General features: G+C 68.4%; 21 protein-coding genes, 1 tRNA gene and 2 pseudogenes. 15 read left to right on the top strand and 9 right to left on the bottom strand.

The window, feature by feature from the left end; translation table 11 throughout:
• Positions 1–57: 57 nt before the first annotated feature.
• The 4 genes and pseudogenes from RGU41_RS20245 to RGU41_RS20230 form a co-directional block, all read right to left on the bottom strand.
• A complete protein-coding gene (locus tag RGU41_RS20245) occupies positions 58–804 on the bottom strand; it encodes a phosphoglyceromutase (RefSeq protein ID WP_322137229.1) in 747 nt (248 codons plus the stop codon).
• A 46-nt stretch (positions 805–850) separates the two neighbouring features.
• Positions 851–2,030, bottom strand: a pseudogene (locus RGU41_RS20240) (YgfZ/GcvT domain-containing protein).
• Between the two features lie 67 nt (positions 2,031–2,097).
• On the bottom strand, positions 2,098–2,757 hold the full coding sequence (locus RGU41_RS20235; protein WP_134450019.1) for an FABP family protein: 660 nt from the start codon (positions 2,755–2,757) through the stop codon (positions 2,098–2,100).
• A gap of 191 nt (positions 2,758–2,948) precedes the next feature.
• Positions 2,949–3,212, bottom strand: a complete 264-nt coding sequence (locus RGU41_RS20230) for a hypothetical protein (RefSeq protein WP_134450018.1) — start codon at positions 3,210–3,212, stop codon at positions 2,949–2,951.
• 83 nt (positions 3,213–3,295) lie between these two features.
• On the opposite strand from RGU41_RS20230, the gene RGU41_RS20225 reads away from it, so the two are divergent.
• The 9 genes and pseudogenes from RGU41_RS20225 (at position 3,296) to pstB (ending at position 12,333) form a co-directional block, all read left to right on the top strand.
• Positions 3,296–3,988 (top strand): winged helix-turn-helix transcriptional regulator, encoded by a 693-nt coding sequence (locus tag RGU41_RS20225; protein ID WP_241975327.1) that lies wholly within the window; start codon positions 3,296–3,298, stop codon positions 3,986–3,988.
• On the top strand, positions 3,963–4,220 hold the full coding sequence (locus tag RGU41_RS20220) for a hypothetical protein (RefSeq protein WP_322137228.1): 258 nt from the start codon (positions 3,963–3,965) through the stop codon (positions 4,218–4,220). Before RGU41_RS20225 ends, RGU41_RS20220 begins: the two co-directional genes overlap by 26 nt.
• Positions 4,109–4,876, top strand: a complete 768-nt coding sequence (mshD, locus tag RGU41_RS20215; RefSeq protein ID WP_322137409.1) for a mycothiol synthase — start codon at positions 4,109–4,111, stop codon at positions 4,874–4,876. Before RGU41_RS20220 ends, mshD begins: the two co-directional genes overlap by 112 nt.
• Before the next feature lie 56 nt (positions 4,877–4,932).
• A complete protein-coding gene (locus RGU41_RS20210) occupies positions 4,933–7,107 on the top strand; it encodes an RNA degradosome polyphosphate kinase (RefSeq protein WP_322137227.1) in 2,175 nt (724 codons plus the stop codon).
• Positions 7,104–8,054: an NUDIX hydrolase gene (locus RGU41_RS20205; RefSeq protein WP_322137226.1), complete on the top strand. Its 951-nt coding sequence runs from the start codon at positions 7,104–7,106 to the stop codon at positions 8,052–8,054. Before RGU41_RS20210 ends, RGU41_RS20205 begins: the two co-directional genes overlap by 4 nt.
• Positions 8,055–8,212: 158 nt before the next feature.
• A complete protein-coding gene (pstS, locus tag RGU41_RS20200; RefSeq protein ID WP_322137225.1) occupies positions 8,213–9,310 on the top strand; it encodes a phosphate ABC transporter substrate-binding protein PstS in 1,098 nt (365 codons plus the stop codon).
• A gap of 162 nt (positions 9,311–9,472) precedes the next feature.
• A pseudogene (gene pstC / locus RGU41_RS20195) lies at positions 9,473–10,416 on the top strand (phosphate ABC transporter permease subunit PstC).
• Complete coding sequence (gene pstA, locus RGU41_RS20190; RefSeq protein ID WP_322137224.1) at positions 10,416–11,516, top strand: phosphate ABC transporter permease PstA; 1,101 nt, start codon at positions 10,416–10,418, stop codon at positions 11,514–11,516. The pseudogene pstC and the gene pstA overlap by 1 nt, the downstream one beginning before the upstream one ends.
• A 37-nt stretch (positions 11,517–11,553) precedes the next feature.
• Positions 11,554–12,333: a phosphate ABC transporter ATP-binding protein PstB gene (gene pstB / locus RGU41_RS20185; RefSeq protein ID WP_134450011.1), complete on the top strand. Its 780-nt coding sequence runs from the start codon at positions 11,554–11,556 to the stop codon at positions 12,331–12,333.
• 30 nt (positions 12,334–12,363) lie between these two features.
• On the opposite strand, the gene RGU41_RS20180 is transcribed toward pstB, so the two are convergent.
• The 4 genes from RGU41_RS20180 to RGU41_RS20165 form a co-directional block, all read right to left on the bottom strand.
• Positions 12,364–13,251: an aminodeoxychorismate lyase gene (locus tag RGU41_RS20180; RefSeq protein ID WP_322137223.1), complete on the bottom strand. Its 888-nt coding sequence runs from the start codon at positions 13,249–13,251 to the stop codon at positions 12,364–12,366.
• Positions 13,252–13,271: 20 nt separating this feature from the next.
• Positions 13,272–13,811 (bottom strand): anti-sigma factor, encoded by a 540-nt coding sequence (locus RGU41_RS20175; RefSeq protein WP_416173173.1) that lies wholly within the window; start codon positions 13,809–13,811, stop codon positions 13,272–13,274.
• A 361-nt stretch (positions 13,812–14,172) separates the two neighbouring features.
• On the bottom strand, positions 14,173–14,757 hold the full coding sequence (locus RGU41_RS20170) for a sigma-70 family RNA polymerase sigma factor (protein ID WP_241975328.1): 585 nt from the start codon (positions 14,755–14,757) through the stop codon (positions 14,173–14,175).
• Between the two features lie 201 nt (positions 14,758–14,958).
• A complete protein-coding gene (locus tag RGU41_RS20165; protein ID WP_134450007.1) occupies positions 14,959–15,603 on the bottom strand; it encodes a DNA-directed RNA polymerase subunit beta in 645 nt (214 codons plus the stop codon).
• 144 nt (positions 15,604–15,747) lie between these two features.
• On the opposite strand from RGU41_RS20165, the gene RGU41_RS20160 reads away from it, so the two are divergent.
• The 3 genes from RGU41_RS20160 (at position 15,748) to RGU41_RS20150 (ending at position 17,468) form a co-directional block, all read left to right on the top strand.
• Positions 15,748–15,820 (top strand) — tRNA-Asn (locus RGU41_RS20160).
• 87 nt (positions 15,821–15,907) lie between these two features.
• Positions 15,908–16,606: a TetR/AcrR family transcriptional regulator gene (locus RGU41_RS20155; protein ID WP_134558966.1), complete on the top strand. Its 699-nt coding sequence runs from the start codon at positions 15,908–15,910 to the stop codon at positions 16,604–16,606.
• A 103-nt stretch (positions 16,607–16,709) separates the two neighbouring features.
• Positions 16,710–17,468, top strand: a complete 759-nt coding sequence (locus tag RGU41_RS20150) for an SDR family oxidoreductase (protein ID WP_322137222.1) — start codon at positions 16,710–16,712, stop codon at positions 17,466–17,468.
• Here the strand turns inward: RGU41_RS20150 and RGU41_RS20145 are convergent.
• Positions 17,465–18,439 (bottom strand): GGDEF domain-containing protein, encoded by a 975-nt coding sequence (locus RGU41_RS20145; RefSeq protein WP_322137221.1) that lies wholly within the window; start codon positions 18,437–18,439, stop codon positions 17,465–17,467. The genes RGU41_RS20150 and RGU41_RS20145 overlap by 4 nt on opposite strands.
• Positions 18,440–18,552: 113 nt before the next feature.
• Between RGU41_RS20145 and RGU41_RS20140 the strand changes: the two genes are divergently transcribed.
• From RGU41_RS20140 to RGU41_RS20130, 3 genes are read left to right on the top strand one after another with little or no spacing between them, the layout of a single operon-like run.
• Entirely contained in the window at positions 18,553–18,774 is a 222-nt protein-coding gene (locus tag RGU41_RS20140) for a hypothetical protein (protein ID WP_322137220.1), read from the top strand.
• A gap of 35 nt (positions 18,775–18,809) precedes the next feature.
• Positions 18,810–18,935 (top strand): hypothetical protein, encoded by a 126-nt coding sequence (locus tag RGU41_RS20135; protein ID WP_322137219.1) that lies wholly within the window; start codon positions 18,810–18,812, stop codon positions 18,933–18,935.
• A 42-nt stretch (positions 18,936–18,977) separates the two neighbouring features.
• Positions 18,978–20,144, top strand: a complete 1,167-nt coding sequence (locus RGU41_RS20130) for a cation:proton antiporter (RefSeq protein ID WP_322137218.1) — start codon at positions 18,978–18,980, stop codon at positions 20,142–20,144.
• The last annotated feature ends 56 nt before the right edge of the window (positions 20,145–20,200 follow it).

Genomic DNA, 20,200 nt, shown 5'->3' with positions numbered 1-20,200 from the left:
GCTTCCGGGGCCGTTTTCGGTGGGGACTGTCGATAGCGGACTAATGGTGCGGGAGTGCTACTTCTTGCTGCCCTGGGCGGCGACGGCCGCGGCACCGGCGGCGGCGGCCTCGGGGTCGAGGTACTGGCCTGGACCGATCGGGACGAGGTTCTCGTCGAGGCGGTAGACGAGCGGGATTCCGGTCGGGATGTTGAGCTCGGCGATGTCCGCGTCGCTGATGTTGTCGAGGTGCTTCACGAGGGCGCGCAGCGAGTTGCCGTGGGCGGTGACGAGAACGGTCTTGCCTGCACGGAGGTCCGTCGCGATATCGGACTCCCAGTAGGGCAGCATCCGGTCGACGACGTCGCTCAGGCACTCTGTGCGGGGCAGCTCCTCGCCGAGGCCCGCGTAGCGCGGGTCGTGCGCCTGGGACCAGGGGGAATCGTCGGCGAGCACGGGCGGCGGCACGTCGAAGGAGCGGCGCCAGAGCTGGAACTGCTCCGGGCCGAACTTGGCGAGGGTCTCCGCCTTGTCGAGGCCCTGCAGGGCGCCGTAGTGGCGCTCGTTGAGGCGCCAGGAGCGCTTCACGGGGATCCAGAGGCGGTCGGCTTCCTCGAGCGCGATGTTCGCGGTCTGGATGGCGCGGCTAAGGAGTGACGTGTGCAGGACGTCGGGCAGGAGGCCGGACTCTGCGAGGAGCTCGCCGGCGCGCTTGGCCTCGGCAGCTCCCTGCTCGCTCAGGCGAACGTCTACCCAACCGGTGAAGAGGTTCTCTTGGTTCCATAGGCTCTGGCCATGGCGAAGGAGGATGAGATTGTATGACATGCCTCCAACTCTATCGAGAGCCGGGCCGGTGGTCGGTGGCCGGGGGTCAGTGCCCGGGGGTGCGGATGCCCAGCCGGGGCAGCCGGGGGATCTCGGCGACCGAGCCGGCCGACTGCGGAACGATGACCTGCTGGGTCGCGGCGACCGCGATCTCCTCGCTCAGCACCTGGAGCACGACCGTTGCAGGCACGGTGCGTTTGACGACAGCGAGGGCGATCGGCCCGAGCTCGTAGTGGATAGCACTCGAGGTGATCGAGCCGACGCCGCGACGCTCCGTTTCGCCGTCGGGAAGCCGGCGGACGGCCTGGACTTCGTCGCCGTGCACCGGCAGCACGCCCTGGGAGCCGTCGAGGTGGAGAAGAACGAGCCGTCGCGGGGGTGCCCGAGGTTGTGCACCTTCGCGACGGTCTCCTGGCCGCGGTAGCAGCCCTTGTTCAGGTGCACGGCGCTGCGCAACCAGTCGAGTTCGTGCGGGAGGGTCCTGTCGTCGACCTCTGTCGCCCGGCGTGGCCGCCAGGCCGCGATCCGGAGCGCCTCGAGGGCGAGCAGGCCGGCCGCGCGCACGGTGCCGCGGCGGACGGCCAGGGTCACGGCGGGAAGCGCGGTGCGGGGCACGAGGGCCTCGGTCCAGTGCCAGTCGGCGCCGGGATGCGCGGGGTCTTCCGCGTACTGGAAGCCGCCGGTGACGACGGCAGCCCACGGGTCGTGCCAGACGAGGGGGTTCCGTTCGGCGCGGCGGGTTCGAGCGCGGGCGAGGCCGCGGCGAGGTCGCCGATGCTCCCCATCGTGCCGATGACGGCGTACTCATCGGTGCGGTCGCGCAGTTCGACCCGCAGCATGAAGCGCATCCGGTCGAGCCACGTAAGCAGTGCGGGCAGTTCGGCGGCCTCGACGACGAGCCACGCCTCCATGCCGTCGTCGACGAGCCGCACCGCGTGCTCGACGTGCCCGGTCGGGTCGAGCACGAGGGTCTCGGCCGACTCCCCCGGCTGCAGAAAGCGCAGTTCCTGGCTCGTGATCGAGTTGAGCCAGGTCAGCCGGTCCGGGCCGGAGACGCCGAGCACCGCACGATTGGAGAGGTCGACGATGGCCTCGCCGGCGAGCAGGTGACGCTGTTCGATCATCGGGTTGCCGTAGTGGGCGGCGACGCCGGCATCGGGGCCGGTCGCCTGCACGGCGCCGGGCAGGTCGAGCAGGACTGAAGCGGATGCTGTCGGCGGGGTCATGAGGACTTCTTCCGGGGTTTGCGTGACGCGGAGGCGCACATCGGGGACAACGCGGGAACCGCCGGGATTATTCGACCCGCTTGAGGCGGCCGGATGCGTGCGTGCGCAGGCTCTGGCCGAGGGCGGCGATGTCCCACGCCCAGAGCAGGTGGCCGTCGACGAGACCGTACAACCGGGTCGCGGCCGAGTACGCCTTCGCGCCCTGGGTGCGCATCACCGCGTCGGTCGCGAGGTCGATCCGCGGCCCCTTGACCTGTCCGAGGTAGATCTCGGCGGCACCGCCGGGATGCACGAGCGTCACGTCGATGTCGAAGCCGCCGTCCGCATTGCGGAGCGTCTCCACGGCGGACGCCGTCGTATAGGGGTGCTCGCCCTCTGCCGGCAGCAGCCCGGGCCCTGGGTCGCCGGCGCCCTGGGGGCGACTCAGGCGCCAGTACCCTGTCTCGGTCATGAGCGGGGTCTTCCCGACGAAGCCGGACGCGGCCCCGTCGACCGCCTCGGCGTCGTCGTCGACGCTCGCTGCGGCATCCGCTTCAAGCCAGGTGTATGAGCTGTAGTTCAGGTGCGGGAGGCCGTCGTGGCTGAAGCTCAGCCGCTGGCCGAACTCACGTGAGACCCGATGACCGTCCGGCAGGGCATAGTCGATGACACCTGACCCCTCCCAGACGCCGAGGAGCCACGAGAGTGGGACGAGTTCGGACGGGAGCTGGGTCGGGAGCTCGAACATCGAGGGCTACCGCTGCCCCCGGAACAGCTTGAACAACACGATGCCGGAGACCCAGGCGATCGACAGGCTCGCGAGCGCGAGGAGGCCCAGGAAGAAGATTTCGAGCGCGAGGATTGACATGACACCACCTTAGCTCCCGGCGAGAGCCGAAACGCCTGCGCGCGGGTACCCGGCGCGGCTTTACCAGTTCGTTACAGAAGCCCGGCGAGCGCGAAGATTCCGGTCGCGGCGGCGAGGACGAGGACCGCGCCGACGAGGCTCAGCGTGACCCGGTGCACGTAACCCTCTTTTTGGCCGGTCGCGAGCTGGATGGAGAGGGTGCCGATGGTGCACCCCGCGAGGGAGAGGCCGATCCACACGAGGGAACGACCGGGCGCCGCGAGGGCCCCGGTGAGCACAGAACAGACCACGGCGAACGCCCAGACCAGGCCGACGCTTCTCCACTGCCACTTCACTCTTCCATTGTGCCCTGCCAGGGGAGCAATCGGCTGCACGTGGCTGCACGCTAGGATTGGCCAACAATGGTTGGAGGGCCCGCGTGGCGCAATTATTGATCCTGACCTCCGCGGTCGGCGGGGAGGTCCTGCCGGCGCTGGCGTTGCTCTCGCATGGAATCCGCGTCATTCCGGCCCAGCCCGACCAGCTCATCACCGCCCCGGACTCCGATGTCATCCTCGTCGACGCCCGCACCAACCTGATGGCCGCCAAGTCGCTGTGCCAGATCATGCAGACGACGGGCAGCCAGGTCCCGCTGCTGCTCGTGATCACCGAGGGCGGCCTCGCCGCGGTCAGCCCCGGCTGGGGCATCGACGACGTCATCCTCGACACGGCGGGTCCCGCCGAGGTCGACGCCCGCATCCGCCTCGCCGCCGGCCGCACGCCGCGGGCCGAGGAGTCCGCGCTGATCCGCGCCGCCGGTGTCGTCATCGACGAGGCGAGCTATTCCGCGAAGGTCTACGGCCGACCGCTCGACCTCACGTACAAGGAATTCGAGCTGCTCCGCTTCCTCGCGGCCCATCCCTCCCGGGTCTTCACGCGTGAGCAGCTGCTCAGCGAGGTCTGGGGCTACGACTACTTCGGCGGTACCCGCACGGTCGACGTGCACGTCCGCCGCCTTCGCGCCAAGCTCGGCGACCAGGAATCCCTGATCGGCACCGTGCGCAACGTCGGATACCGCTTCAATGTGCAGGAACCAGAGGCCGTGCGTGATCAGTCCGTCGCACGGGCCTGACGACAGCGCCTTCGCGCTCTCCTGGGCCGCGGTGACGGATGCCGCCGAACGCGTCGACGGGTATGCCCCGCTCAACGAGCAGGCCACCCTCGATCTCGCGGCCGGGCGCCGCACTCCTTTCTGCTTCGCGACGGCGACGCGGCCGTCGGAGCCCTCGTCCTCGGCTCTGGTGAGCTCGACCTCGTCGTGCACCCCGGGTCCCGCAGGCACGGCCACGCCACCGCGGCCCTGACCGAGCTCTTCGGCGATCCCGCGTACGCGGTGGATGCGCCGGACGGACTGACCGCCTGGGCGCACGGCGATCACCCGGCGGCCCGCGCCCTCGCCGGGCGCTTCGGCTTCGACGCCGTCCGTCGACTGCTCCAGCTGGAACTGGCGCTCGACGCATCGTCCGCTCCCCCGGAATCCGCCATCACACCCGAGGCATCGATCGTGGAGCCCAACGACGCGATCGTGATCACCGCATTCGACCCCGCCGCCGACGCCGACGCCTGGATCGCCCTGAACGCCCGGACCTTCGCCACCCACCCCGAGCAGGGCGGCATCACAGCGGCCGACCTCGCCGACCGCATGAACGAGGCCTGGTTCGACGCGGGCGACTTCCTCGTCGCCCGCGTCGGCGACGCCCTGGTCGGCTACAACTGGCTGAAGATCGAGCCGGGAGCAGCCGAGGGTGAGATCTACGTGGTGGGGGTGAGCCCCGAGTGGAGCGGGCACGGCCTCGGACGCCGGCTGATGACCGCGGGACTCGAGCGTCTGCGCCGGCGCGGGGCGACCAGCGCGACGCTCTACGTCGAGGGCGACAATGTGCCCGCCGTGCGGCTGTATCGGTCCCTCGGATTCACCGATCGCAGTGTCGACGTCCAGTACCGCCGCCCAACCCGATAGGCACTGTTCACCCGGAACCGTCGCACCGGCAGGTCCTGCGGTGTCAGGATGGACTCATGGACGGCGAAAACATTCAGGACGAATCGGGTCTCGGAAGCGACTTCGATGACGATTTCGATCCCCTGACCGGCAAGGACGACCCGGAACTCCCCACCAACCGGTATCTCGACCGGGAATTGAGCTGGCTCGCGTTCAACCAGAGGGTGCTCGAACTCGCCGAGGACCCACTGCTCCCGGTTCTCGAGCGCGCGAACTTCCTCGCCATCTTCTCGAGCAACCTCGATGAGTTCTTCATGGTCCGCGTCGCGGGACTCAAACGCCGCATCCTGACCGGACTCGCCGTGCCGACCAACATCGGTACCGCACCGCAGGACGCCCTCTCCGACATCTCGGCGATGGCGCATGTGCTCCAGGACCGGCACGCCCGCGCCTTCCAGGACCTCGTCAGCCCGGCCATGATGGCCGCCGGCATCCACATCGCCACCTGGGACAGCCTCGACGAGGCCGACCACCGCTCGCTCCGCGACTACTTCTCCAACCAGATCTTCCCGGTGCTGATGCCCCTCGCGGTCGACCCGGTGCATCCGTTTCCCTACATCTCCGGCCTCTCCCTCAACCTCGCCGTCCGGGTACGCAACTCGAAGACCGGCAAGCAGGAGTTCGCGAGGCTCAAGGTGCCGACCATGCTGCCGCGCTTCGTGCGGGTCGACCGCCGCGAAGGCTTCGACAACGTGCGATTCATCATGCTCGAGGACCTGATCGCCAACCACCTCGGCGACCTGTTCCCCGGCATGGACATCCTCGAACACCACGTCTTCCGGGTCACCAGGAACGAGGACGTCGAGATCGAGGAAGACGAGACCGAGAACCTGATCAAGGCCCTCGAGAAGGAACTGCTCCGTCGCCGGTTCGGCCCGCCCATCCGCCTCGAGATCACCGAGGACATGGACGAGGTCACCCTCGGCCTGCTCGTGCGCGAACTCGACGTCACCGAGCAGGAGGTGTACCGGCTGCCCGCTCCGCTCGACCTCGGCGGGCTGTTCGACCTGCGCGTCGACCGCCCGGACCTGCGCTACGTCAAGCATGTCCCGACCACGGCCGTTCAGCTCCTCGCGCCAGAGCCGAACGCCGAGCCCGATATCTTCAGCTCGATCGCGCGCCGCGACATCCTGCTGCACCACCCGTACGAGTCCTTCGCGACGAGTGTGCAGGCATTCCTCGAGCAGGCGGCCGCCGACCCGGACGTTCTCGCGATCAAGCAGACCCTGTACCGCACCTCCGGCGACAGCCCGATCGTCGAGGCTCTCATCGCTGCCGCCGAATCCGGCAAGCAGGTGCTCGCCCTCGTCGAAATCAAGGCCCGCTTCGACGAGCAGGCCAACATCTCCTGGGCACGCAAGCTCGAGAAGTCCGGCGTGCACGTCGTCTACGGCCTCGTCGGCCTCAAGACGCACTGCAAGCTCGCCCTCGTCGTGCGCAACGAGAACGGCGTGCTGCGGCACTACAGCCACATCGGCACCGGTAACTACAACCCGAAGACCAGCAGGCTCTACGAGGACCTCGGCCTGCTGACCGCGGACCCCCAGGTCGGCAAGGACCTGACCCGCCTGTTCAACGAGCTCTCCGGGTACGCGATCGAGAAGAAGTTCAAGCGGCTTCTCGTCGCACCCCTGCACCTGCGTCGCGGGCTGTTGAAGGCGATCAACCTGGAGACGCAGGCCGCCCTCGACGGCAAGCCCTCCGGCATCCGCATCAAGGTCAACTCGATGGTCGACGAGGCCATCATCGACGCGCTCTACCGGGCCAGCCAGGCCAGGGTCCCCGTCGAGGTCTGGGTGCGTGGCATCTGCAGCCTCACGCCGGGCCTCCCCGGGGTCAGCGAGACGATCAAGGTGCGGTCGATCCTCGGCCGCTACCTCGAGCACTCCCGGATCTTCTCCTTCCACAACGGCGGGGACACCCAGGTGTACATCGGCAGCGCCGACATGATGCACCGCAACCTCGACCGACGCGTCGAGGCCCTCGTGCGCCTCGTCGACCCCGATCACCTCACGGAGATCGATGGGCTGTTCAACCGCGCCATGGACGACCGCACGGCATCCTGGTGGCTCGACAACACCGGCGAATGGACCCGCCACCACCTCGATGACTCCGGAAAGCCGCTCGACGATATGCAGGACCGATTGATGCAGCAGATCTCCCGACGCGTTCGGCCGACGGGTCGCCGATGAGTGCGGTCCTCCCGAACGGAGCGATCCACGCTGCCGGTGCGGTCTGCTGGCGCCTGATCGACGGCAAGATGAACGTCCTGCTCGTGCACCGCACGGTCTACGGCGACGTCACCATCCCCAAGGGGAAGGTCGACCCCGGCGAAACGCTGCCGCAGACGGCCGTGCGGGAGATCGAGGAAGAAACCGGACTCGCGGTCGCCCTGGGCGTGCCGCTCGGCGAATCGCGGTACTCGCTCGGCAACGGCAGGGAAAAGATCGTGCAGTACTGGGCCGCCGAGGTGCACCCCGAGGAGATCCAGCGCTCGACCTTCGTGCCGAACAGCGAGATCGCGGCGATCGAATGGGTCACGATCAAAAAGGCACGCAGCTACCTCAGCTACGCGCAGGACGTCGAGATCATCGACGCCTTCGCCGAACTGGTCGACAGGGGCGTGACGACGACCTTCGCCCTCATCGCCCTCCGGCACGGCAAGGCCGTCACCGGTTCAAGCTGGGCCGGCCCGGACAGCACCCGTCCCCTCACCGAACGCGGCGTCGCCCAGGCCGTCGAACTCGTGCCGACCGTGGGGGCGTGGCGCCCGCGCCGCATCGTTTCGAGCACGGCCACCCGGTGCATCACGACCGTCGCCCCGCTCGCGGCCGCGACCGGCATCCCGATCAAGCGCACGGAGCTCTTCAGCCAGGACGCCTTCGAACAGGGCGTAGCGGATGTTCGCGCCGGCATCGGCAAGCGCATCCGCTCCCGCAAGACCGCCGTCATCTGCAGCCACGGCCCGGTGCTGCCCGAGATCCTGCACGAGATCGCGCTCGCCACGGGGAGCACCTTCGGCCTGTACATCGAGGAGGCTTCCCACCTCGACATCGGATCGTTCTCCGTCGTGCACCTGTCCCGCGAGAACCCGAGCGCCGGGATCCTCGGCATCGAGACATACCGACCGAGCGTCTGAGGGCCCGCCGGCCCGCCGAACAGCCCGTTCACGTTAACCTTCCGTTCATCTTCCGGAGGGGGTGTCGTTAAGCCGTCGGATTATCGTCTGACCGGGGCCAGCACCGGCCCCGCCCTGCAGTCAGTTTCACTGCTGTCAACCCTCGAAAGGGAAAATTCGTGAATCTCAAGCGTTTTGGCCGACCCGCAGTCATCGCCGTCGCCGCCGCTCTCGCACTGTCCTCGTGTGCCTCCAACGAAGCCGGAACCGGCTCGAGCACCACCGCAGCGACGACCAGCACCTTGACCGGAACGCTCACCGGCGCCGGCTCGTCCGCCCAGGGCTCCGCCCAGGAAGCCTGGATCGCAGCGTTCCAGACCTCCAACCCGAACGTCACGGTCAACTACGACCCGTCAGGCTCCGGCGCGGGCCGCTCCACCTTCATCGCGGGCGGCTCCGACTTCGCCGGCAGCGACTCCTCGCTCAACGACACCGAGCTCGCCGGAACGTTCGCGTCCTGCGCCGCCGGTGCCAAGGCCGTCGACCTGCCCGTCTACATCTCCCCGATCGCGGTCATCTTCAACGTCGCCGGCGTCACGGACCTCAAGCTCGACTCCGCAACCCTCGCGCACATCTTCCGCGGCGAGATCACGACCTGGAACGACCCGGCCATCGTCGCGCTCAACTCCGGCGTGACCCTTCCGGCAACGGCGATCACCGCCGTGCACCGCTCGGACGACTCGGGCACCACGAAGAACTTCACCGACTACCTCTTCCAGACCGCACCGACCGTGTGGACCGACAAGGCAGCCGACGCATTCCCGATCCAGGGCGGCGAAGGCGCCAAGGGCACCTCCGGTGTCGTTGACGCCGTGACCAACGGCGTCGGCACGATCGGCTATGCGGACGCATCCAAGGCCGGCAAGCTCGGCGTTGCGAAGATCAAGGTCGGCGACACCTTCGTCGGTTACACCGCGGAAGCCGCGGCCGCCGTCGTCGCCGAGTCCCCGCTCGTCACGGGCCGCGACGCGAGCGACCTCGCCATCAAGATCAACCGCACCACGACCGACGCGACGCACTACCCGCTCGTGCTGGTCAGCTACGCGGTCGTCTGCACCGAATACGCCAAGCCCGCCCAGGGCGAGCTCGTCAAGGCGTACGTGACGTACATGGCCAGTGCTGACGGCCAGAAGGTCGCCGCATCCGCCGGTGGCGCAGCGCCGCTCTCGACCGACCTGGCCGATAAGGTCGCCGCGGTTCTCGCGACCGTCAAGTAACACCCGTTTCACCGGCACCACCCGCACTACCAGCTCCACCGAAGTCTGCCCGGCCAGGGCCCGCGTCGTACCAGCGGCCCGGACCGGGCAGACTGGGGTGTACGGCCCCCGGACCGCGCATCGTTTTCGCTCCACCACCCGAACCTCAGGGAGACGCCCGGCATGACCTCCGTAGTTGCCCGCGATCGAATCCGCGCCCCCCAGCGTCCCGGCGATGTGATCTTCTCAACGGCGACCGTCGTCGCCGGCAGCCTGATCCTCGCCGTTCTCGCCGCCGTCGCCGGGTTCCTGCTCGTCCAGAGCCTGCCGGCCTTCGTCGCGGCACCCGCCGATTTCAGCGGCGGCTTCACCAACTTCTGGGCCTACGTCTGGCCGCTCGCCTTCGGCACGCTCTGGTCGGCACTGCTGGCCATGATCATCGCGATCCCGCTCGCGATCGGCATCGCCCTCTTCATCTCGCACTACGCCCCCGGCGGATCGCCCAGGGCCTCGGCTACGTCATCGACCTCCTCGCCGCCGTGCCGTCCGTGGTCTTCGGCCTGTGGGGCATCGGCGTGCTGGCCCCGCTCGTCCAGCCGTTCTACGCGAACCTCGTCGACTGGTTCGGCTGGTTCCCGCTCTTCGCCGGACCGGTCTCCGGCACCGGGCGCACCATCCTCACCGTCGCCATCGTGCTCGCGGTGATGGTGCTTCCGATCATCACCGCACTCTGCCGGGAGATCTTCCTGCAGACCCCGGTGCTCTACGAGGAAGCCTCCCTCGCCCTCGGCGCCACCCGCTGGGAGATGATCTCAATGGCGGTGCTTCCCTTCGGCCGCTCCGGTATCATCTCCGCCTCGATGCTCGGCCTCGGCCGCGCCCTCGGCGAGACGATGGCGGTCGCGATGGTGCTCTCGCCGAGCCCGACGGTGCTCTTCCAACTGCTGACCTCGCAGAACCCGACGACCATCGCCGCGAACATCGCCCTGAACTTTCCTGAGGCGCACGGCGTCGGCGTGAACATCCTCCTCGCCACCGGCCTGATCCTCTTCGTCATCACCCTCGCGGTCAACATGATCGCCCGCTACATCATCAACCGCCGCAAGGCCTTTTCGGGAGCGAACTGATGAGCAGCACGACCGCCACCCGGGCCGCGAACACGCCCCAGGCCAACGCATACGCCGCCGGCAAGCTGCCCAGGAACTCCACGCTCTACGTCCTGCTGGCAAGCTGGATCGTCACCGGAGCGGTCTTCCTGGTGCTCCAGCTGTCGGGGGCCACTTCCGGCTTCAACATCGTCGGCACGGTCTTCTTCGGCACAGTGCTCTACTGCGTCGCCATCTACGCGCTCTCCTACGCCGTCGAAGGCGTGCGCCGGGCGAAGGACCGCCTCGTCACCGCCCTCGTCACCGCCGCCTTCGTGATCGCACTGCTGCCGTTGATCTCACTGGTCTTCACGACGGTCGTTAACGGGCTGCCGGCCTTCCTCACCCCGACGTTCTTCACCGAGTCGCAGCGCAACGTCGTCGGCGCGGGCGGCGGCGCCCTGCACGCCGTCATGGGCACCCTCGAGATCACCGGCGTCGCCACGCTCATCTCGGTGCCGATCGGCCTGCTCGCCGCTATCTACCTCACCGAGTACGGACGCGGCCGGCTGGCCCAGTCGATCACCTTCTTCGTGGACGTGATGACCGGCATCCCCTCGATCGTGGCAGGCCTGTTCGCCTTCGCGTTCTTCTCCCTGCTGTTCCAGGATGCGGGCATCCGCTTCGGCTTCGGCGGTGCCATCGCTCTCTCGGTGCTGATGATCCCGGTCGTGGTGCGCTCGAGCGAGGAAATGCTCAAACTCGTGCCGAACGAGCTGCGCGAGGCCGCGTACGCCCTCGGCGTGCCGAAGTGGCTGACCATTCTCAAGGTGGTGCTTCCGACCTCGATCGCCGGCATCGTCACGGGAATCATGATCTCGATCTCCCGGGTCATCGGCGAGACGGCCCCGCTGCTGATCATCTCCGGCTTCACGGCGAGCATGAACTACGACCTGTTCAGCCAGCGGATGATGACCCTCCCGGTGTTCGTGTACACCCAGTACGCGAACCAGGGCACGGACACCCAGGCGTATCTCGACAGGGCCTGGGCCGGCGCACTCACCCTGGTGCTCATCGTCATGCTCCTGAACGGCCTCGCGAGGCTCATCGCCAGAATCTTCTCCCCCAAGCTCGGCCGCTAGGCTCCACCCGGCCGCTGGCCGCAACTCGAAGGATCACATGTCCAAGCGCATTGAAGTCAACGACCTCAACGTCTATTACAGCAAGTTCCTCGCTGTCGAAAACGTCACGCTGACGATCGAGCCCCGCACGGTGACCGCCCTGATCGGGCCGAGCGGGTGCGGTAAGTCCACCTTCCTCCGCACCCTGAACCGGATGCACGAAGTCATCCCGGGCGCCTACGTCACGGGCGAGGTGCTCATCGACGGCAACAACCTCTACGGCCCCGGCGTCGACCCGGTACTCGTGCGCCGCCAGGTCGGCATGGTGTTCCAGCGGCCGAACCCGTTCCCGACCATGTCGATCGGCGACAACGTCCTCGCCGGCGTGAAGCTCAACAACCGCCGCATCTCCAAGTCGGACGCGGATGCCCTCATCGAGAAGTCCCTCCAGGGCGCCAACCTCTGGAACGAGGTCAAGGACCGCCTCGACAAGCCAGGCTCGAGCCTCTCCGGCGGCCAGCAGCAGCGGCTCTGCATCGCCCGTGCGATCGCCGTGCAGCCCGACGTGATCCTGATGGACGAGCCGTGCTCGGCCCTCGACCCGATCTCCACCCTCGCGATCGAGGACCTCATCGAGGAGATGAAGGCCGAATATACGATCGTGATCGTCACGCACAACATGCAGCAGGCATCCCGGGTCTCCGACCGCACCGGCTTCTTCAACATCGCAGGCACCGGCAAGCCGGGCAAGCTCATCGAGTACAACGACACCACGACGATCTTCTCCAACCCGTCGGTGCAGGCGACCGAGGACTACGTCTCCGGTCGCTTCGGCTAAACCCGCGCCTGCCCCGACCGCTTCGGCGGTCTAGTCGGTGCGGCCGAGCAGGTACGCGTTGAAGACGCGGGTGCGCGGCAGGTCGGTCGCGAGCGGCAGGCCGTCGAGTTCGGTCACGGCCACGACCAGGCGGATGCTCGACAACAGCCAGACGGCATCCGCCGCCCGCAGCTCCGCGACCGTGATGTCGCGGTACTCCACCGGTTCGCCCTGCTCCCTGAGGTGCTCGAAGAGTCTCTGCTGGGTGGTGCCGTGCAGGATCGCACCGCTCGGCGCCGGCGTCACGTAGACGCCGTTCGAACGGATGACCACGCTCGACGTCGGGCCCTCCATGACGTAGCCGTCGTGCGTGAGGAAGATCGTGTCGTCGGCCCCACGGCGCCGCGCCTCGCGGAGGGCGGCCATGTTGATCGCGTAGCTGAGTGTCTTCGCACCCATCAGCAGCCACGGGGCGACCTCGGCGACCCCGCGCGGGTACCCACGGTCGAGGGTGATCGCCCGCACCCCGTTCTCGCGCGCGGCGGAGTGGTCCGGCGCGCGGGTCGCGTGCAGCCACGCGGTCGGTGCAGGCCCGGATTGGACGCCGCGGCTGAGTACGAACTTGAGGGCGAGCTCGCCGTCGTGCGGAACCCGCGCCACCGCGTAGGCGATGGCCTCTCGCCACTGCGCCGGGTTCGGCACCGGGAGGTCGCAGATCTCAGCCGAGTGCCGCAGGCGGGAGATGTGCGCCTCGACCTCCTGCGGGTGCCCGTCGACGACGCTGAGCGTCTCGAAGATGCCGTCACCGCGCTGGGTGCTCAGCTCCCCCACCCGGAGAGCCGGAGCGGCCGAATCCATCTCGTGGAAGGTGCCCGCAAAGTCCGCCTGGGCGGAATCGGCGGGCACCGGGTCGATCAGAAGGGTGAATGGCAGCGTCATGCCCCGAGCCTAGTTGCGGATCAGGAACTCTGGATGGCCACGATCGGCGTCGTGGTGGGTTGCTTCGAGCCGCCCTTGGGTTCCACGGTCATGCCGATCGTGTCGCCTGAGGTGAGGCTGCCGTCGAGGACCCGCCAGGCGGTTCCGCCGCTCGCGCTGACGCTCGTGTCGAGGAGACCGGCCGAGACCGCTCCCCCGGCTCCGATGTACCAGAGCTGGTAGTCCTTGTCGCCGGAAAGCGCAGGCAGGCCGTCGACGACGAGCGCCGAAAGGCTGCTTGTATCGGACCAGACCAGGGTGGCCTGGTGGCCGTCCGCGGTCGTCGCCGAGGCGCGCTGCACGTCGGGTGCCGCGTTGAGCTGGGCGAGGGATGCCGCCTGCTGGGCCGCGAAGGAATCGGACGTGCCCGAGGTGCCGGCCAGTCCCAGGCCGACGAAGGTACCGCCGATGAACAGGGCGACCGCAGCGGCCGCAGCGGCCAGCAGGCTCGCGGGGCGCTGGAACCAGCGCTTTCTGGCCCGCTCTGCTGCGCTCGCGCCGGAACCCGAGCGGCTGCCCACGCCGGCTGCGGACGGGGGAACGGGTGGGACGGCGGCGAGGCCGGGAGCCGCGGGGGCGGCATCCGCTGCCGGCGCTGTCGTCCGGGTGCTCGCCGGCCCGGCGAGGGGGCGAATTGCGGGGTCGAGGAGAGTTTCGCCATCAGCGAGGCCTTGAGGGCGGCTGAGGGCTGCACGGGGGCGGTCGCGAGGCCCAGGGCCACCGCCGTGTCGCTCAGTTCGGCGGACTCGATTCGGGCCTCTTCGGAGGACTCCAGGTGCGCCTCGAAGGCGGCGCGCTCCCTGGCTTCGAGGGCGTTGAGCGCGTAGGCGCCGGACAGCTCGCCGGGGTTGCGCTCCGGGGTGCCGGTGTTCTCGGTGCCGGTCATGATGCCACGCCCAGTTCGTCGCGAAGGCGGATGAGCCCGTCCCTGAGCCTCGTCTTCACGGTCCCGAGCGGGATATGCAGTTGGGCGGCGACTTCGCTCTGGCTGAAGCCCCCGTAGTAGGCAAGACTGATCGCCTGGCGTTGCAGTTCGGTCAGTCTGGACATCGCCTTCTCCACCCTTTCATGCTCGATTCGTGTTTCTACGGTCTCGGACACGTCGTCGTAGGCAACCGCGAGGTCTCTGATGCCGATCTTCGTGTCCCGGTCGCGGCCGGCCTGCGACGACCTGATCCGGTCGACCGCACGACGGTGCGCCATGGTCATGATCCAGGTGGAAGCCCCGCCACGCGCCGGCTCGTACCGCGTCGCCGATTGCCAGATCTCCAGGAAGATCTCCTGGGTCACTTCTTCCGACTGGGCGTGGTCGATGAGCAGGCGCTTGACCAGACCGAGCACCCGAGGGGCCATCTGGTCGTACAGTTCCCCGAAGGCCGCCTGGTCGCCAGTGGCGACCCGGGTAAGCAGCTCCTCTTTTGAGGGAGGCGCTGTCGACTCGGTGTCAGCGGCGAAGTCAGCAGTCATGAGAACCAGCATGTCAGGTCTTATCCCGTTCCATGACTAGTGTTCGGCGCCGAACACGAAATGGATTGGTCAGAAAAGGCTGAAGGCCGGGCCGCAGAACGCCTCTCGGCGCGAGGCCGCTCAGAGCGGCGAATATTGGAGCCCGGGGTTACTGCGGCCCGACCAGCATCCAGTGTAAACGACGAGGACGGATGTTTATTCCTAGTCGAGCGAATCGCTTCGCCACAACCGGGCGCACGATCCGAACTCCTGTGCCGTCGTCGAGAACCGCAGGGCGCGAGTGGTCAGCTCCGAGGCGCGGGACACCCCCGATGCGGCGAGTTCCGTCGCGTCAAGGTCGTCGGCGACACTCGCGCATCCGCTTGCGATGACCCGGCAGAACGCTGCGGCACGGTCGAGCGCGACGGCGAAGTCGCCCGTGAAGATGCCGCGGAGGATCTGGTCGGCGAGGGCGATGATCTCAGCGGGTCCGGTCGGCGCGGCGGCTCCGGCGATGACGGGGTCGATCGCCACGGTGACCTCGGTGCCGCGCTGGTAGAGGAACGACGTGCCTTCAGGATCCTGGCGGATGAGCAGGCGGACGAGGTAGATCCGCCAGAGCGCGCCGGGCAGGCTGCGCGGCGTTGCGCGCGACCACAGCTCTGCGACCGCGTCGATACCGTGTTCGTCGGTGTACGCGACGAGGCGCTCGACGACCTCGGGATCGGGGTCGTTCCGCACCCGGGCGAGCAGCGCATGAGCGGTCTCATGCGCGACGCGGCTGATTGCCGCCGGATCCTGGCCACCCTCGAAGGATTCGAACTTGCTGCCCGAGAACTGGGTGGGCTTGTGGAAGTCCTCTGCCAATCGAATCCTCCGTGTCTCGTGCGTGGCTCGTGCGTGTTGGGTGCGTGTCTGGTGGGGCCTCGCGGGGCGAATCCGTCCGTGAGGGGACCCTCCCCACGGTACCCAGAAAAACCTTGCCCGAATCCACGGTAGATTATTTACCGCGGGCCTCTAGCTCAGTTGGTAGAGCAAATGACTGTTAATCATTGGGTCGTCGGTTCGAGCCCGACGGGGCCCACTCTTGTGTTAGCAGCAGAATGTGCTGTTAGCAGCAGTATGTGCGCAGCGGTTGCGGTGATAACACTCTCGTGTTAGCGTCAGTCACATGAGCACACGATCAGTGATAATCGACGCGACGGCCGAGTTGCTGGCGCAGTCCCCTGGCGGGGACATCTCGACGCGCGCCGTGTGCGAAGCGGCGGGAGTGCAGCAACCGGTCATCTACCGGCTGTTCGGCGACAAGGAGGGCCTGCTCGCGGCCACGGTCGATCAGGTCTGGGACCAGTACCTGGGCATGAAGCGCGCAGCCGAGGAATCCGCCGATCCGTTGAGCGACCTGCGGGCCGGCTGGGACAGCCACAATGCGTTCGCCCTCGCCCAGCCGAACGCCTACCGGCTCCTGTTCGGGTCAGGATCCGTCGCCAAGGCGGAATCAGCGAACGAAGCCATGCGACTCCTCCAGAGCGTGCTCGAACGCCTGGCCGCGCAGGGACGGCTGCGCGTTGCTCCTGAGATCGCGGCACGGGTGGTGATGGCGGCGAATACCGGAGTCGCTCTCGCCCTGATCCTCCGCCCTGCGCTCTATCCCGACCCGGCCATTTCGTCGATAATGCGTGACATCGTCCTCGGCGGGCTGGTATCCGACACCGCGCCCGCTCCGGACGCCGGCGAATCCGCCCGCATTGCGGCGATCACCCTCCGCACGAGCCGTCCCACCCTGCCCCCTGCTCTCTTCACGGGCCGCGAGGCCGGGCTGCTCGACGAATGGCTGGAGCGCATCCAGTCCTCGTCGCCCTCCGACTGACAGCCAGCCCCACCGCAGGTCTTCAGGCGTCCCGCCGGGGCGTCATCCGTCGCGCCCGAAACAGGGCGCGCACCACCGCAGTGCACCAGAAAGCGAATCCCCCATGAGTACCATCGGCACCAATCCCACCATCCAGGGCTCCCGGGTCGCCCTCGTCACCGGCGGGTCAGGCGGCATCGGACGCGCCGTCGTCGAGCGACTTGCAGACGACGGCTTCGCCCTCGGCGTGCACTACGCCGGCAACCAGGCGAAAGCCGATGAGACCATCGCCGCGGTCAAGGCCGCGGGCGGCCGCGCCATCGCGATCGGCGGCGACGTCGCCGACGAGGGAGCCATGTCGGCCGCGTTCGACGCGGTGGAGGCGGAGTTCGGCGGGATCGACGTCGTCGTGAACACGGCAGGCATCATGCTCCTCTCGCCGATCGCGACCCTCGACCTCGCCGACCTCGACCGGATCTACCGCACCAACATCCGTGGCACCGTCGTGATCTCCCAGCAGGCGGCCCGCCGGGTCCGCCCGGGCGGAGCGATCGTCAACTTCTCCACCTCCGTCACCCGCACCCAGTTCCCCGGCTACGGCGCCTACGTGGCGAGCAAGGCCGCGGTCGAGAGCATCACGCTCATCCTCGCCCGTGAACTGCGCGGCAAGGACGTGACCGTCAACGCGGTCGCCCCCGGCCCGACCGCGACCGCCCTGTTCCTGAACGGCAAGGACGAGGCCACGATCACGAACCTCGCCGCGGCCGTCCCCCTGGAAAGGCTCGGCCAGCCCACCGACATCGCCGAGACCGTCGCGTTCCTCGCCGGCCCCGCCCGCTGGGTCAACGGCCAGGTCATCTTCACCAACGGCGGGCTCGCCTAGCCCCCGCTGACTCCCATGCGGCCGCTCCGTTTGCGCCGCTTCTCGGCATAGAGCTCCTGGTCCGCGCGCTCGCGGATGCTGTGGGCGTCATCTCCGGGGCGGGCTTCTGCCAGTCCCGACGACCAGTCCAGACCGCCCGGTGCGGAGATCCGCGCGAGCATCTCCCTGGCCTGCTCCACCGTCGTGGACGTCATCAGCAGCAGGAACTCATCACCGCCCAGGCGCACGACCGAGTCATAGGGTCGCGTGTTGCGTCTCAGGCAGCCCGCGAAGGCCACCAGCACGCGATCCCCTTCCGCATGCCCGTGCTCGTCGTTGAGGCGTTTGAAGTCATCGAGATCGAGAATCGCGACGGTCATCGGTTGCCCGGTACGCGTTCCCCTGGCGAGCTCGAGGTCGAGACGGGCATCCAGCCCCGACCGGTTCAGGACGCCGGTGAGCGGGTCGGTGGTGATCTCCCGGTCGAGCTTGGCCCGCAGATACCCAGCGGCCTCCCGGCAGAAGAGCGACGCGAGAGCCAGGTTGACCCAGGTGATCTGGACGGCGTCGAAGGGATTCACGGCGAGCGCGATGCCGGAGGCCCCGAACGCGAATCCGACCGCCAGTCGCGACACGAACGGACGGTAGAACCAGCCGAGATAACAGGCGAACATCGGGTAGAGCACCAGGTTGTTCACCGACAGGATCGGGGCAGTCGAGACCGCCATCTGCAGCGCGGTCACCGCGAAGAACACGAGGGTTCCCGCGAGCCCGACCCAGCGCGGGAACCGGGCTCCGAACGCGACGGGCAGCGCGGAGACCACGGCGGCCACGAGGGTCCAGAGCCAGGTCCACAGCGAGCCGAGCCCGCCCCCTGCCGAGGTCGCAGCATCCACCAGGCCGCTGATGACGATGACGAAGCCGGCGGCCGACGTGACGTAGGCGAACGGCGGGATCAGCGAGGCCGCCGCTGGACCGCTCTCTCGCCGCACGTGTCTTCTCCCGATCCTCAGGCCATCGGCCCGAGCCGCTCGAATGGGCACACCCATTCGTACTACGCTCAGGCTATCGCCCCACCAACGGATGCCCGGCACGAGGAGTCGCAATGCCCAGGAAGGTCAAGTGGCTCGAGGAGCCCATCCCGGAGAACTACCCGAAGGCGGCCGACTACCTGCGGTTGCTCGTGAACGAGCACGCGGTCGAGGCGACCTCGCTCGCCCTCGAGGCAGCGCCCATCACCTTCCACAAGGCCAAGGACATCCTGCGCGCAGCCGGTCTCCCCTGCTCACGCCGGAGAACCCGCACGTCGCCAATTACCTCAGGCTGATCCGCGAGGGCCGCCGGCTGGGCCCGATCCTGCTCGTGCGCGGCAATCTGCCTGCCGCGGTTCCGCTGCACATCGCGGATGGATACCACCGCGTCTGCGCGACCTACCTCACGAACGAGAACACCGACATCCCGGTTCAGCTGGCGGACCTGACGCTCTAACCGCGCCATGGCGCACTGCCGGTTGCCTGTCCGGACACCCCGATGACGTTCCAGACCCTTGCGATCATCTCCCTGGTCGGCCTGCTCGGCCCGCTGCTGGCGACCCCGCAGCGCTGGCGGGTTCCGGTCATGCTCGGCGAGCTCCTCGCTGGAATCCTCGTCGGCCGCACCGGGCTGGGCCTCGTCGACTCGAGCGATCCGACCCTGACCCTGCTTGCTGACGTCGGGTTCGCACTGATCATGTTCGTGGCAGGCACCCACGTCCCGGTGCGTGATGCCGGTATCCGTTCGGCGCTCGGCAAGGGCACGGCCAGGGCCGGTCTGGCCGCCGTCATCGCGATCGTGCTCGGCGTGGCGACGGCGGTGCTCTTCGGTACCGGGCATGCGCCGCTGTACGCGGTGCTGCTCGCGTCGTCGTCTGCGGCGCTCGTGCTGCCGGTGATCGACTCGCTGAAACTGACCGGCCCGTCGGTGCTGCAGGTGACCGCGCAGGTCGCGATCGCCGACGTCGCTGCGATCGTCGCCCTGCCGATCGTGATCGACCCGGCCAATGCAGGCTCGGCCGCGCTCGGCGCCACAGCGGTCGCGGCATCCGCGGCGCTGCTGTATCTCGTGCTGTCACGACTCGAGAAGAATGGTGCCCGGCTCCGGCTGCACCGGGTGTCCGAGGACCGCAAGTTCGCCCTCGAACTACGGGTGCAGCTGACGATCCTGTTCGCGTTCGCCGCCCTCGCGGTGGTGAGCCACGTCTCGATCATGCTCGCCGGGTTCTCCTTCGGGCTGGCCGTCGCGATGGTCGGAGAGCCGAGGCGCCTTGCCCGGCAACTGTTCGCGATCGCCGACGGCTTCCTCGGGCCGCTCTTCTACGTGTGGCTCGGCGCCTCGCTCAACGTGCTCGACCTCCTGGCCCGGCCCGGAATGGTCCTGCTCGGTCTCGTCCTCGGTTTCGGCGCCGTCGTCGCGCATGCCTCGGCCCGGCTGCTCGGCCTGCCACTGCCGTACGGTCTGCTTGCGGCCGCCCAGCTCGGCGTGCCGGTTGCGGCGGCGACGATCGGGACCCAGCTGAAGCTGCTTGCGCCTGGCGAGGCGGCCGCTCTGATCCTCGGCGCCCTGATCACGATCGGTGTCGCGACCGTGGCTGCGGGCGTCGCCTCCAGGCGGCAGGCAGGGCGACCGCCCGGGGAATTCTCGGGGAGCACACAGCGTTGACACGGTCAGCACTCGGGCTCAGCCGCCAGACTTGTTGCTCCGCAGTCGCGCCACGC

It is taken from the genome of Cryobacterium sp. 10C3 (genome assembly GCF_034314285.1).
GTDB lineage: Bacteria > Actinomycetota > Actinomycetes > Actinomycetales > Microbacteriaceae > Cryobacterium > Cryobacterium glucosi.
The sequence above is the reverse complement of the archived record's forward strand: the minus strand, read 5'-3'. Positions and strand labels throughout refer to the sequence as shown.